We start from the raw sequence: 14,976 nt of genomic DNA on the forward strand, positions 1-14,976 counted from the left end.
GCCCGATGAATTGCCTCCTGAGCTGAATGGATTGGCAGGATCTCGCGTGAACGATTCCAGTTCCCAGACCGTCGTGACGCTGCTGCGAGCCCGTGCCAGGCAGCGGCCCGGGCAGACCGCGTACACCTTCCTCGCCGGTGGCGGCAGCACCCCGGGAACGGCCACCTACGCGGAGATCGATCGCCGGGCCCGGCAGGTCGCCGCCCAGCTCGTCGCCGCCGGCGCTCGCGGCGAGCGCGTGATGCTGCTCTATCCGCCCGGGCTCGACTACATCACGGCCTTCTACGGTTGCCTCTATGCCTCGGCGGTGGCCGTGCCCGCCTATCCGCCCGATCCGGCCCGCCTCGACCGCAGCCTGCCCCGGCTCGTCGCGCAGGCCCGCGACTGCCGGCCGCTCGTGGTCCTGACCACGACGGAGATCGCCGAGGCGGTGCCGGCACTGCTCGCCTCGGTGTCCGAGCTGGCCCACGTCCGCTGCCTGACCGCCGGCGATCCGGACGACCCGGACGCGTTCGATCCGGACGCCGAGGCCGACCCGGAGACGGTCGCCGTGCTGCAGTACACGTCCGGCTCGACCCGCGACCCGCGCGGCGTGATGCTTACGCACGCCAACCTCATGCACAACTCCGCCCTGATCCACGGCGCCTTCGGCACCACGCCGCTCAGCCGGGCGGTGGTGTGGCTGCCGCCCTACCACGACATGGGACTGATCGGCGGCATCCTGCAACCACTGCACGGCGGCTTCCCGGTGAGCCTCATGTCGCCCGCGGCCTTTCTGAAAGACCCGATGAGCTGGCTGCGCGCGATGTCCGAGATCCGCGGTACGGTCAGCGGCGGACCCAACTTCGCGTACGACCTGTGCGTACGCAGAACCACCCCGGAGCAGCGCGCGACGTTGGACCTCAGCTCGTGGGAGGTGGCGTTCAACGGCGCCGAGCCGATCCGCCCCGCCACCCTGCGTCGCTTCGCCGAGGCGTTCGCACCCGCCGGCTTCCGGCCGGAGGCGTTCCAGCCCTGCTACGGGCTCGCCGAAGCGACGCTCATGGTGACCGGAGCGGTGCCGTGGACCAGCTCGCGCAGCACGTCCTTCGACCCGTCGGCGTTGGCCGAGGGCACCGCGGTGCCGGCCGGGGCAGGGTCGGGCCGGCCCCTGGTGTCCAGCGGCGAGACCGGTCCCGGCCGTACCGTGACGATCGTGGACCCGGAGCTCCGCACCCCGCTGCCACCGGGCCGCGTCGGTGAGATCTGGGTGTCCGGGCCGGACGTCGCGGCCGGCTACTGGCGGCGGCCGACGGAGACCCACGACGTCTTCCGGGCCCGGCTCACCTCCGGTGAGGGTCCCTTCCTGCGCACTGGCGACCTCGGTTTCGTGCACGCCGGCGAGCTCTTCGTCAGCGGCCGCCGCAAGGACATCATCATCATTCGCGGGCGCAACCACTATCCGCAGGATCTGGAACTCACGGCCGAGGGCAGCAGCCCGCTACTGCGACCCGGCTGCGGTGCCGCCTTCACCCTCGACGACGACGGCGCCGGGCTCACCATCGCCTACGAACTGACGCGCGCAGCCGATCCCGCCACGCTCGACGTCGAGGACGTCGCCGGCCGGATCCGGGCGGCCGTCGCTCGCGACCACGAGGTGAGTGTCGACTTGGTGGTCGTGCTGCCGCCCGGCGCCCTGCCCAAGACCTCCAGCGGCAAGATCCAGCGTGCGCTGTGCGCCGCCCAGGTGCGCGCCGGCGAACTGCCCGAGGTGGCACGCAGCGCGCTGTCCCGGGCGGTCTCGGCCGCACCGACCGAAGTGGATATCGACCGGTTGCGCCACGCCGCGTCCGCGGAGCGCACAGGGCTTGTACTTCGGTACGTGCAGGAGCGGGTCGCCGCTGCGGGCGTGGCCGCTCGGACCGATGCCCCGCTGCTCGCCCTCGGCCTCGACTCGCTGGCTCTGCTCGGCCTGCAACAGGGCATCGAGAAGGACCTGGGCGTGAACGTCGGCGTGAGTGAGCTCGCCGACGCCACAGATCTGGCCGACGTGGCCGCGCGGTTGTCCCGCCGGTTCGACACCGGCGACGCGACAGCCCCGGTCTCGCACGGGCAGACCGCCCTGTGGTTCCTGCAGCAGATGGCTCCCGACAGCACGGCGCACAGCATCGCCGTGGCGCTGCGGCTGCACGGCGAGTTCGACATCAGCGCGTTCCGGCACAGCGTAGAGGTGCTGATCGAGCGGCACGACGCGCTGCGCACCACCTTTCCCGCGCCGGAAGGCGACCCGGTGCGGCGCATCGCTGCCACCGGGGCCGCGGCGGTCCACGAACACCCGGCCGGTCCGGATCTCGTCGGGCACCTGGAGCGCGCCCACCGCGAACCGTTCGACCTGGCCACCGGCCCGCTGCTGCGTATGCACGTCTTCCACAGCGACAACGAAGAGACCGTGGTCCTGGTGGCCGCGCACCACATCATCACCGACTTCTTGTCGATGAGCCTGCTCGTCGGCGAGCTGGAGACGCTCTACGCGGCCCGGGTCACCGGCGCCCCGGCCGCGCTGAGCCCGGTCGCGGCCACCTACACGGACTTCGTCGCCGCACAACACGGCGCCCTGGCCGGAGCCGGCGGCAACCGACTGCGCGGCTACTGGCAGGAGCAACTCCGCGGCGCCACACCGCAGCTCCGCCTGCCCGCGGCCAGCGCCCCGGCACGGCCGGCGGGCAGCACCCGGCTGCGGCTCGGGCCGGAACTCGCCGGCCGGCTGCGCGAGCGCGCCCGCGCCGAGGGCGTCACCCTGTCAATGCTGCTGCTCGGCGCCTACCACTTGCTGCTACACCGGTACACCGGGCAGGACGACCTGCTGGTCGGCATGCCGGTGGCCGGGCGTGGCCGGGCCAAGTTCGAGCGCCTGGTCGGTTACTGCACGAACCCGGTGGTGATCCGCAGCCGGATCGAGCCCGGCAGCACCGTCCGGGAGCTACTCTCCGCGATCCGCTCCCGGGTGGTCGGTGCCCTCGAGCACCAGGACTACCCGCTGCACCTGCTGGCCGGCGATCGCGGCGAGCGGGAGCCGTTCCGCGCCATGTTCGTCTTCAACCGCCCACCGGTGCCCGGCTCCGGCGACGCGGCTCTGCTGATGACCGGGCACCCCGGTCTGCGGCGCCCGTTCGGCCCGCTGCAGGCCGAGGCGGTGCCGCTGCCCACCCGCGATCTCGCCTGTGACCTCGAGTTGACGGTCGTCGACGCCGGTCCTGAGCTCTACGCGGAGCTCCGCTACCGCGGCTCGGTCCTCGACGACCGGGCCGGCGCGGCGATGATGCGGCAGTGGCGCCGGGCTCTCGCCGAACTGGCCGACCACACCGGGCAGACCGTCGACGGTGTTGTGCTGATGGACGACACGGAGCGGCAGGCAGTCCTGGAGCTGGGCAACGGCGCCGTCGAGCCGTTCTCCGTGGCCGACGGACCCGCGCGCCGCTTCGCCGCGCAGGCCGCCGCCACCCCCGACGCGATCGCGGTGGAGAGCGGGGCCGAGCGATACAGCTATCGCCGGCTCGACGAGGAGGCAAACCGCCTCGCCCGATTGCTGCGCGCTCGGGGACTCGGCGGCGCCCGGGTCGGGGTCTACCTCGACCGGTCCCCGCGGCTGATCGTCACACTGCTCGCCGCGCTCAAGGCCGGCGCGACCTACCTGCCGGTCGACTCGGCCCACCCGCGCGGCCGGGTCGCCGACGTCTTCGCTGACGCCGGGGTGACGGTAGCCGTCTGCGAGCGCAAGCTCGCCGACAAGCTGCCCAGCGCCGTCGATGCCCTCCTCGTCGACCACCTGCCGGCCGATGAGGACGGGCCGGTCGGCGAGCCGTCGCCCGATGCCGCACCGTTTGTCATCTACACCTCGGGCTCGACCGGCACGCCGAAGGGCGTGGAGATCGATCCGGCGTCGCTGGCGAACTACGTGGGCCATGCGGTGCGGCACTTCGGACTCGGCCCGGCCGACCGCGTGCTGCAGTTCGCCTCGCCCGCGTTCGACGCCAGCGCCGAGGAAATCTTCGCAACGCTTACCTGCGGGGCCACCCTGGTGCTGCGCAACGACTGGATGCTCAGCTCGCCCCGGGCGTTCCTGGAGCAGTGCGGCACCTGGGGCATCACGGTGCTCGACCTCCCGACGGCGTACTGGCACGACCTCGCCGCCGGCATCGCGGCGGGGGAGGCGTCGCTGCCCGCCTCCGTCCGCCTGGTGATCATCGGAGGCGAGGCGGTGCGCGCCGACCGGCTGGCTGCCTGGCAGCGGCACGTGGGCGACCGGGCCCGCCTGGTCAACACCTACGGGCCGACCGAGACCACGATCGTCGCGACCATGCAGGACCTGACGCACGTCGATCCGCACGGCGAGATCCCGATCGGCACCCCGGTGGCGAACGTCCGTGCCTATGTGCTCGACCGGGAGCAGCAGCCGGTGCCGGCGGGCGCGGTCGGCGAGCTACACCTGAGCGGGGCCGGTGTCGCGCGGGGCTACCTCAACCACGACGAGTTGACCCGGCAGCGGTTTCTCCCCGACCCTTTCGGCGGCGGCCGCATGTACCGCACGGGCGACCTGGCCCGGTGGCTGCCGGACGGCACGCTGGCCTTCCTGGGTCGGGCCGACCGGCAGGTCAAGGTCAACGGCTACCGGGTCGAGCCGGGTGAGATCGAGGCAGTGCTGTGCACGCTGTCCGAGGTGGCCGACGCGCTTGTGGTGCCCTACCGGAGTGGCCGGCTCGCCTGCTACCTGGTGGCCGCCGCCGGCCATCGGGTGGACTCGATGCGGCTGCGCACCCTGCTCGGCGAAAGACTTCCCGGCTATCTGGTCCCCGCCGTGTTCGTGGAGATCGGAGCCCTGCCCCGCAGCGCCAGCGGCAAGATCGACACGGCGGCGCTGCCCGAGCCTGCGGAACAGCCGGAGAAGATATCGGTCGCCCCGGCGGCGCCGCGCAACCCGGTCGAGGACGTGGTGTGCCGGAGCTTCGCGGACGTGCTGGCCCGCTCCGACATCGGCGTGCACGACGACTTCTTCCACCACGGCGGGCACTCGCTGCTGGCCACCAAGATGATCGCCCAACTGCGGGAGCACTTCGGCGTGGACATGCCGTTGCGCGCGGTCTTCGAGCACCCCACGCCGGCAGGTCTGGCCACGGTCATCGACGCGGCGATCGGACCCGACGCCGCGCCCGGACTGCCCCCGGTGCGGCCCGTGCCGCGCACCGGTCCGCTGCCGTTGACCTTCGTGCAGGAACGCATCTGGCTCATCCAGCGGATGAACCCGGAGACCACGGTCTACAACGTCCCCCGGGCGCTGCGCATCCGTGGCGTCTTCGACCACGGCATCGTCGAACAGGTCCTCGGCGAACTGGAGGTGCGGCACGAGATCCTGCGTACGACCTACCCGGAGGTCGACGGCACACCCGTGCAGGTGACGCATCCGCCGCAGGGCCTCCCGGTGCGCCTGGTCGACGTGGGCGACCTCGCGGAGCACGAGCGCGAGCAGCGCATTCGAGAGATGATCCTGGAGTACGGCCGGCAGCCGTTCGACCTGGTCAACGGCCCACTGATCCGGCTGACGCTGGTGCGGATCCGGCCCGACGAGCACGTGCTGATCGTCATCGAGCACCACCTCATCCACGACGGCTGGGCGCAGGGCGTCTTCCTCCGCGACTTTTTGGAGCTGTACGAGGCGCGGATGGTGGGCCGTTCGCCACGGCTGCCCGAGCTGCCCGTCCAGTACGCCGACTACGCGGTCTGGCAGCGCGAGAACCTCCGCGGCGCCGAGTTGGAGCGGCTCCTCGACTTCTGGCGCAGCGAGGTGGACGGTGCGCCACGGGTGCTGAAGCTGCCGACCGATCGTCCCCATCCCGACCAGCTGACCTTCGCCGGCCGGCTGGAGACGCTAATCATCGACGCGGAACTGGGCGCGGCGCTGCGCCGGTTCGGCCGTGAGCACGGTGCCACGTTGTTCATGACGATGGCGGCGGGGTTCGCGACGCTGGTGCACCGCTACAGCAGCCAGAACGACATGCTGATCGGCGTCGGCATGGCGAATCGGCAGCGGGCCGAGACGGAGCACCTGCTCGGCATGCTTATCAACACGCTGCTGCTCCGGGTCGGCTTCCATCCGGAGATCACCTTCGACCGGCTGCTCGATCAGGTCCGCGAGCGGAGCCTACGCATGTACGCGCACCAGGACATGCCGTTCGAGAAGCTGGTCGAAGACCTCAATCCGCGGCGCAGCCTCGGCCGGATGCCGCTCTGCCAGGTGATGTTCAGCTTCCTGGACACCCCGATGCCGGCCCTGGAGATTCCGGGCCTCACCTTCGAGGTGGTCGACGCACACAACCGCACCGCCAAGTTCGACCTGAACATCGTCGTGGTGCCGCGGGCCGAACAGCGTACCGGCGACGCTGAGGCGCAGCTCAACACCGAAATCACCATGCTGACGGAGTACAACGCCGACGTGTTCGACGTGGCGACGATCCGGCGCATGCACGACGACTACGTGGCGATTCTGCGTGGCGCCGTCGCCGATGCCGGCCAGCGGATTGACGCCTTCCTGCCGGAGCGGTCCGCGGCGATTCCCGCGGCACCGCCGCCCATGCTCGATGAGCCCGAGATCGGCCTGCCCGACCTCGACGACCTCGACCTGGAGGACTGGGAGACCGAGTACGCGCCACCGCGCACCCCGCTGGAGGAGAAGCTCGTGGCGATCTGGGAGCAGTACCTCCCGGTCGAGCGGGTTGGGATCAACGACGACTTCTTCGACATCGGCGGGCACTCGCTGCTGGCCAACCAGGTGATCTCGCGTGTGCAGCAGGAGTTTCGGGTGGAGCTGCCGTTGCGGCGGCTGTTCGAGGCGCCGACCGTGGCCCTGCTCGCCGTGCTGATCCTCGAGGCGCAGGCCCAGCAGGTCGGCGGCGACCAGGTCGCGAAGATCCTCGCCGAGCTGGAGGGCTGAACCAGTGTGCGGGATCGTCGGCTATGCCGACCTCCACCGGCGACAGTTGCCGGAGCGGCGGGTCCTCGAACGGATGGCCGGCGCCCTGCTGCACCGCGGACCCGACTCGGACGGCTACCTGATCGACGGGCACGTCGGCATGGCCGCCCGCAGGCTCAGCATCGTCGACCTGCACACCGGTGACCAGCCGATCAGCAACGAGGACGGCACGGTGACCGTCTGCTGCAACGGCGAGATCTTCAACCACCAGCAGCTGCGCCGCGAGCTGCGCGCGGCCGGACACGTCTTCCGTACCGCCGGCGACGTCGAGGTTCTGGTCCACCTGTACGAGGAGCACGGCGACCGGTTGGTCGACCGGCTGAACGGCCAGTTCAGCTTCGCCCTCTACGACCGGCGGCGGGACCGCCTGCTGCTCGCCCGCGACCAGGTCGGCATCACGCCGCTGCACTACAGCGTCACCGGCGGCGAGCTGGTCTTCGGCTCCGAGATCAAGGCCTTGCTGGCGCATCCCCGGGTGCGGCGCGAGGTCGACCTCGGCGGCCTGGACCAGGTGCTGATGCTGCCGGGACTGGTCAGCCCGCGCACCATGTTCGCAGGGATCAGGAGCCTCCCGCCCGGGCACCTGATAGTCGCCGAGGACGGCCGCGTCCGGGTCGAGCAGTACTGGGACCTTGTCTATCCACCCGCCGAAACGCTCACCGAGACGGTCACCCTCGACGTGGCCGACCACGTCGCGCGCCTGGAGCATGCCCTGCTGCAGGCCGTCGACCTGCGGATGCGCGCGGACGTCCCGCACGCCTACTACCTCAGCGGCGGACTCGACTCGTCGCTGATCGCCGCGGTCGCCGGCAAGCTTGCATCGGATCGGCTGAACACCTACTCGGTGACCTTCCCCGACGCCGACCTGACCGAGCGCCCTTTCCAGCAACTGGTGGCCCGCACTCTGGACGCGCGGCACACCGAGGTCATGGTCACCCCGCAGGATCTGGCCGCCGGCCTGTCCGATGCGGTGCGGCACAGCGAGTGCCCGCTCAAGGAGAGCTACAACGTCGCCTCCATGCGGCTGTCCGCGGCTGTCCGCGCCGACGGCGCCAAGGTGGTGCTCACGGGCGAGGGGGCCGACGAGTTGTTCGCCGGCTACCTCGGCTACAAGTTCGACAAGCGCCGCCGGGTCGCCCCCGACGAGCGCATGCTCAACCGCCGGCTCTGGGGCAACCCCCGGCTCACGTACGGGCAGGGCCTCGCACACCGCGCCGGGCAGCGCGCACAGCTCTACTCGCGGGACGTGGCGGCACGCCTCGACACCTTCGACTGTCTGCGCGGGCCACTGGTCGACCAGCGCATGCTGGCCGGTCGGCACATCCTGCACCAGCGCTCCTACCTCGACTTCAAGCTGCGGCTCGCCGACCACCTGCTCGGCGATCACGGCGACCGGGTCGCGATGGCCAACTCGGTGGAGACGCGATACCCCTACCTCGACATCGGCGTCATCGACGTCGCCCGCCGCACCCCGCCTGACCTGTCGCTGCGTGGCTTCGAGGAGAAGTACCTGCTCAAACGCCTGGCGGACCGGTACATCCCGGAGCAGATCATCAACCGGGAGAAGTTCGCGTTCCACGCCAACACCAGCGCCGATCTGATCCGGCTGGCGGAGTCGCCGCTGGCGAGCTACTTGAGCCCGGCGCGGATCCGGCGCGAGGGCTACTTCGACCCCGACGCCGTGCAGGCGTTGACCCGGCGCTACGCCGACCGCGAGCACGACCTCAACGTGCTCTTCGAGGATGACGTCCTGATGGTGGTGCTCACCCATGGGCTGCTCCTCGAGGCGTTCGGGCTGCCGCCGGCATCCTGAGATCACCGAGGAGACAAAATGACCCAGATAGGAGTGGTGGGCGCCGGAACCATGGGCACCGGTGTGTCCCAGCTCTTCGCCGATACGGGCGCCGACGTGGTGCTGGTGGACACGGCCCAGGAGGCGCTCGACCGGTCTCGCGACCAGGTCGCCACCGGCCTGCGCATGGCTCACCTGGTGCGGCGGGCCACCGCGCCGCGCCCGGCCGACGAGGTGCTCGGCCGGATCCGGTTCACCACGGACCTGAAGCAGCTGCGCGACGCGGACTTCGTGGTGGAGAACATCACCGAGGACTGGCCGGCCAAACGGCGCCTGTACGCGGAGCTCGACGACGTCTGCCCACCGGATGTGCCGTTCGGTGTGAACACCTCGGCCATCCCGATCTCCCGGGTCGCCGCCGTTACCCGACGCCCGGACAGGGTGATCGGGACGCACTTCATGAACCCGGCCCCGCTCAAGCCCACGGTCGAGGTGATCCGCGGCTTCCACACGTCCGACGACACCGTACGGCGCACGGCGGCGCTGCTCGCGGCGGCCGGACGTAAGCACATCGTGGTCAACGACTCGGCCGGCTTCGTCACCAACCGGGTCGCGATGCTCACCGTCAACGAGGCGATCTTCCTGCTGCACGAGAGGGTGGCCGACGTGACGGCGATCGACCGCCTGTTCAAGGAGTGCTTCGGGCACCCTATGGGTCCGCTCGCCACCGCCGACCTGATCGGCCTGGACACGGTCCTGTACTCGCTCGAGGTGCTGTACGACGAGTTCCAGGACCCCAAGTACCGGCCGTGCCCGCTGCTGCGCCGGATGGTCGACGCCGGCCTGCACGGCCGGAAGACCGGCCGCGGCTTCCACACCTACGAATCCATGGGAGGAGAGCGCACCGATGCCTGAGTCCGTACGCGAGAAAGTCCGTGAGGTCGTCCTCCGGCACAACGACGGCGTCCCGGTCGGCGACGACGAGGATCTGTTCGACGGCGGCTACGTCAACTCCCTGTTCGTGGTGCAGTTGGTCGCCTGGATCGAGCGCGAGTACGACGTGCGCCTGGCGCTCAACGAGTTGGTCCTCGACGACCTGCGCACGATCACCGCGATCGCCGGCGTGATCGAGACCAGCCCGGCCGGGGAAGAGACATGGACTTCGGTCTGACCCGCGACCAGCGGCGGCTGCGCCGAGCCGTGACCCGATTCGCGCGGGAGCAACTCGGCGAACACGCCGCCGAACTCGACCGCGCGGCCGTCTTTCCCCGCGAGGACTGGCGGCGCTGCGCCGAGTACGGCGTGCTCGGCTGGCCGGTGCCGCAGGAGCACGGCGGCAGCGGGTTCGACCCGCTGACCACCGTGGTCGCCTTGGAGGCGCTGGGCTACGGCTGCCGCGACAACGGGCTGGTCTTCGCGATCAACAACCACCTCTGGGGTTGTGTGGTCTACCTACTGGAGCACGGCACCGAGGAGCAGCGCCGGCGGTTGCTTAAGCCGCTGGCGGCGGGCGAGCTGATCGGCGCGCATGCGCTTACCGAGCCGGCCGCCGGCTCCGACATTCTCGCCATGATCACCACCGCGCGACGCGACGGCGACCACTACGTCCTCGACGGCGAGAAATGGTTCGTGAGCAACGCGCCCGTCGCCGACGTCTTCGTGGTCTTAGCCCGTACCGGCGGAGCCCGCTCCGCACAGGAGCAGCTGTCCGCGTTCCTGGTCACCGCAGACCTGCCCGGTGTGCGTCGGGTGCGCGACTTCGACAAGCTCGGGCTGCGCACCGCGCCGATGGGCGTTGTCGCGTTCGACAGCACCCAGGTGCCAGTGGAGAACCGGCTTGGTGGCGAGGGCGACGGCTACGCCATCTTCACCTCGACGATCGACTGGGAGCGGTCTTTCATGTTTGCCGCGCACGTCGGCGCGATGCGCCGGCTGCTCGAGGGCGCGACCGAACGGGCCGCGACGCGGCGGCAGTTTGGCCGGCCGATCGGCACGTTCCAGGGCGTCGCCCACCAGGTCGCCGACATGCGCATCCGGCTCGAGCTGGCCCAGCTCATTCTCTACAAGACCGCCTGGCTCAAAACGCAGGGACAGAGCGCATTGCTGGAGTCCACGATCGCGAAGGTCTTCATTAGCGAGAGCCTGGTCAAGGATGCGATGACCGTGGTGCAGATGCACGGTGCCCGAGGCTACCTCACCGAGTTCGGTGTCGAGCGGGAGCTGCGCGACGCCCTCGGCGGCCCGATCTACGCGGGCACGTCAGAGGTCCACCGCGGCATCCTCGCCGAACTGCTCGGGCTCACCGGGAGCCTCTCGGGCGGCAACCACGGGAACGGCGGAGCGAGATGACGACAGTGTGGCACGGACACGCCCGCCATCGGATCCCTCTCGACCCAGTGGTGCCGCGCGCACACGCCGACGAGCTGGGCCGCCGGATCTTCTTCGTCTCCGACGCGATCGTCGACTTCGACCTCGTTGGGCATGACGACGTCACCGCGCTCGACGTGACCGTTCCCGCAGACATTGACGTCGCCGAGCTCGCCCGCAAACTGGGTGCCGTGGTAACCCGCGACGTGCTCGCCCAGGCGCCATTGCGCTCCCAGACGGTGTGGAAGGCCGACCACCCGCCGGCCACCGACGTCTTCGCCGAACTGGTCGAGCGCGGCATCGCCATCGAGGTGGGCAAGGGGCAGGTCGCCTTCGGCGAGCCGGTGCTGGCGCTCACCGACTACCTCGACGTCCGGATCCGTGACCTTGTGGTCCGCGAGTTCGCCGCGACCGAGTATCGTTACCCGACGCTTATCGCCACTGAGGTCATGCGCCGCTGCGGCTACTTCGGGTCCTTCCCGCAGCTCATGATGTTCGTGTCCCGGCTGCACACCGACGTCGACGCCTACCGGGACTTTGTCACCGAGCTGACGGCCAGGGACGCCGACCTCGCAGCGCTGCTGCGCGAGCGGGCCGCCGACGTGGACCACTGCCTCCCACCGACCATGTGCTTTCATACGTTCGCCCAGCTCGCCGATGCTCGCCTCGCCGGACCGGCGGTCCACATCGCGCGTGGCAAGGCGTTCCGGCACGAGGCCCGCTATCACCGCACACTGGAACGGCTCTGGGACTTTACAATTCGGGAAATCGTCTTTCTCGGCTCGCAGGAGCAGGTGCTGCGGCAGCGGCGGCGGCTCATGGAGCTCACGTTCGCACTCGTCGGGGAACTCGGTCTGGGGGGACGATGCGAGGTGGCCCACGACCCGTTTTTCGTCAGCTCCGATACCCCGGACCGGAAGTGGTCGCAGCGGCTGCTCGAGCTCAAGTACGAACTGCGGATGCCGCTCGATGAGGAGCGTGACGTCGCGGTCGCCTCATTCAACTACCACGAGCAGTTCTTCGCACGATCGTTCGGCATCGCCGCAGACGGCGAAGTCCACACTGGATGCGCGGGTTTTGGGCTAGAGCGCTTCGCGTATGCGTTCCTCTGCCGGCACGGGCTCGATCCGAAGCGTTGGCCGGCTGACGTGCGCCAGGCGGTGGTGTCGTGAATGGTTCATACCGTCAGCCGCACCTGCTCGTCCTGTCCGCGGACACGCCGGGGGAGCTGGACGCTGTCACCGATGAGCTGGCCGCTAAGCTGACCGGCGGCGCGGACCTCGCAGACGTCGCCGCGCACCTGCGCACCATGCCTGAGCTGCCGTACCGTCGTATGGTCGTCGCGGTGAATCCGGCCCGGGCGGCGCAGCATCTCCAGCGCCGCGACCCACGACACACGGCGACCGAACACGCCCGCCCGGAACGTCCGGTCGTGTTCCTGTTTTCAGGCGTCGGCGACCATTATGTCGGGCTCGGCGCCGGGCTGGCCCGCGTCGTTCCGAGATTCCGTCACGAGCTCACCCGCTGCCTGCGGGCGATGACCGAGGAGACCGGTATCGCACTGGCCGAGGTCCTCTATCCGGCCGGCGGGGCGACCAGCCGGGAACGCAGCCTCGCCCAGATGCTGTCCCATGACGACGGCCCGGTCGCGGACATCCACCGCACCATCGCAGCCCAGCCGCTGCTGTTCGCCACTCAGTACGCGATGGCCGTCACGCTGCAGGCGTTCGGCGTGCGCCCAGCCGCGCTGTGCGGCTACAGCATCGGCGAGTACGTAGCCGCCTGCATCGCGGGGGTGCTGCCGCTTGACGATGCGCTGCGACTGGTCGCCCGGCGGGCCTGCCTCGTCGCCGACCTGCCCGGAGGCGGCATGCTCGCGGTCGCGGCCGCGCCCGGGGCGATCGCGGCCGCGATCGATCCCGGCTTGGTGGCGGTCGCGGATGATTGGGCGGCGGTGGATGGGCGTGGTGCGTTCGAGGTCGGTTTCGGGTCGACCGCCCCTCTGCGCGACGGCGTGGCAGTGGCGGCGCTCAACGGGCCTGCCCTGACCGTGCTGTCCGGGCCGGTCGAGGCGCTCGCGGCGGTCGCGGCGACGCTCGCCACGCGGGGCATCGCCAGCCAGCGGCTGTCCACGTCGCATGCCTTTCACTCGCCGATGATGGACCCGGTCGTCGAACCGCTGCGCAACCTGATCGCCACGATCCCGCTGCGGGAGCCGCAGATTCCCCTGCTGTGCAATGGCACCGGAGGATGGATGGGTGCCGAGGCCATCGATCCCGGCTATTGGGCGGGACACCTGCGCAACCCGGTGCGGTTCGCCGACAACGTGGCGCAGATGTGGTCGCTGGACGATCCGATCCTCGTGGAGCTGGGTCCGGGCGCGGCGCTGACCCGGCTCGCCGCGCAGCATCCGGCGCGTCCCCTCGGCTGCGGGACCACGGCCATCACGCTGCCGGGACCCCTGGAGAAGCGCCCGGACCTGGTGGTGTTGCTGACAGCGTGCGGCCGGCTCTGGGCGGCTGGCTGCCCGATCGCGATCGATGCGCTGTGATGAGCGCCAGGACGACCCACCTCGATCTGGCCACCGCACGGCGGCTCGCAGTGCGGGCCCAACTGCTCAGCGGTCCGGCGCCGACGGTTACGACCGACGGCGTCAAACAGGTGCTGCGGGCTGTGCGCTGCCTGCAACTCGATCCGATCAACGCGGTGGTGCCCAGCCACCTACTCGTGCTGTGGAGTCGCCTCGGCAACTTCGACCGAGCGCACCTCGATCGCCTCCTGTGGGTCGACCGATGGCTGTTCGAGTACTGGGCGCATGCCGCCTCGATCGTGTTGACCGAGGACTATCCGTTGCATGCGGGCACCATGCGCCGCTATCCGGGGCCTTCGGCGTACGGGACGAGGGTGCGGCAGTGGCTGGAGGCGAACAGCAAGCTGCGCGCCCATGTCCTGCGACGCCTGGCGCAGGCGGGGCCGCTGCCCAGTGGCGGCTTCGACGATCTCGCCGAGGTGCCGTGGGAGTCGACCGGCTGGACCGGCGGCCGCAACGTCGAGCGCATGTTGGAGCACCTGCTGTTGCAGGGCCGCGTGATGGTCGCGGGCCGGACCGGCCGAGGCCGGCTGTGGCATCTCGCGGAGCAGTGCCTGAGCGAGGAGCAGCGCGGCCCGTCTCTGCCCGACCGGGTGATCGTGGTGCGGGCGGCGGAACACGCCCTGCGAGCGCTGGGTGTGGCGTCGAAAGCGGAGATCAGACGTCATTTCACCCGGGATCGCTATCCTGGTCTGGAGTCCGCGCTGCGCGAACTGGAGAACGCCGGGCGGATCGTGCGGGTCACGGTCGAGACGATCGCCGAGCCGATGTACGCCCATGCAGACGAACTCGGTAACACCGTGTGGCAGCCTCGTACGGTGGTCCTTTCCCCGTTCGACAACTTGGTCTGCGACAGGGATCGCACGCAGCGGCTGTGGCGTTTCCGCTTCCGCAACGAGATGTACCAGCCCAGAGCGAAGCGCGAGTTTGGCTATTACGTGATGCCGCTACTGCGCGGCGAATGCCTGGTCGGTCGGATCGCGGCCCGAGTCGACCGCCGCAGCCGGGCGCTCACTGTCGAGGGCTTGTATGCCGAGCCCGGCGCTCCGGCCGACGACGCGTGCCGGCACGATCTGCGACAGGCCATCGAGGGCCTGGCCCACTTCGCTGGAGCGACCGGCATCGCCATCGCCGGACCGGTGGCATCTGCCTGGAGGGGGGTGCTGCGCGGGAAGGAGATGCCGGCCGGCCCGACAGCCGCAGCGCTGTGATCTCGGCGTCTCG

General features: G+C 70.4%; 8 protein-coding genes. All 8 read left to right on the top strand.

Annotated elements, in window-relative coordinates; genetic code table 11:
- Nucleotides 1–46 precede the first annotated feature (46 nt).
- From ACFQUZ_RS25320 to ACFQUZ_RS25355, 8 genes are read left to right on the top strand one after another with little or no spacing between them, the layout of a single operon-like run.
- Nucleotides 47–6,964, top strand: coding sequence for an amino acid adenylation domain-containing protein (locus ACFQUZ_RS25320; RefSeq protein WP_377446459.1), 6,918 nt, complete (start codon nt 47–49; stop codon nt 6,962–6,964).
- Nucleotides 6,965–6,968: 4 nt separating this feature from the next.
- Nucleotides 6,969–8,816: an asparagine synthase (glutamine-hydrolyzing) gene (gene asnB, locus ACFQUZ_RS25325; protein ID WP_377446461.1), complete on the top strand. Its 1,848-nt coding sequence runs from the start codon at nt 6,969–6,971 to the stop codon at nt 8,814–8,816.
- Nucleotides 8,817–8,834: 18 nt separating this feature from the next.
- On the top strand, nt 8,835–9,710 hold the full coding sequence (locus ACFQUZ_RS25330) for a 3-hydroxyacyl-CoA dehydrogenase family protein (protein ID WP_377446462.1): 876 nt from the start codon (nt 8,835–8,837) through the stop codon (nt 9,708–9,710).
- Nucleotides 9,703–9,966, top strand: a complete 264-nt coding sequence (locus tag ACFQUZ_RS25335) for an acyl carrier protein (RefSeq protein WP_377446464.1) — start codon at nt 9,703–9,705, stop codon at nt 9,964–9,966. The genes ACFQUZ_RS25330 and ACFQUZ_RS25335 overlap by 8 nt, the downstream gene beginning before the upstream one ends.
- Entirely contained in the window at nt 9,951–11,144 is a 1,194-nt protein-coding gene (locus ACFQUZ_RS25340; RefSeq protein ID WP_377446466.1) for an acyl-CoA dehydrogenase family protein, read from the top strand. The genes ACFQUZ_RS25335 and ACFQUZ_RS25340 overlap by 16 nt, the downstream gene beginning before the upstream one ends.
- Nucleotides 11,141–12,334 (top strand): hypothetical protein, encoded by a 1,194-nt coding sequence (locus ACFQUZ_RS25345; RefSeq protein ID WP_377446468.1) that lies wholly within the window; start codon nt 11,141–11,143, stop codon nt 12,332–12,334. Before ACFQUZ_RS25340 ends, ACFQUZ_RS25345 begins: the two co-directional genes overlap by 4 nt.
- A complete protein-coding gene (locus ACFQUZ_RS25350) occupies nt 12,331–13,713 on the top strand; it encodes an acyltransferase domain-containing protein (protein ID WP_377446469.1) in 1,383 nt (460 codons plus the stop codon). Before ACFQUZ_RS25345 ends, ACFQUZ_RS25350 begins: the two co-directional genes overlap by 4 nt.
- Entirely contained in the window at nt 13,662–14,963 is a 1,302-nt protein-coding gene (locus tag ACFQUZ_RS25355; protein ID WP_377446471.1) for a winged helix-turn-helix domain-containing protein, read from the top strand. The genes ACFQUZ_RS25350 and ACFQUZ_RS25355 overlap by 52 nt, the downstream gene beginning before the upstream one ends.
- Nucleotides 14,964–14,976 lie beyond the last annotated feature (13 nt).

Source organism: Plantactinospora sp. GCM10030261 (assembly GCF_042666615.1).
Taxonomy (GTDB): Bacteria; Actinomycetota; Actinomycetes; order Mycobacteriales; family Micromonosporaceae; genus KBS50.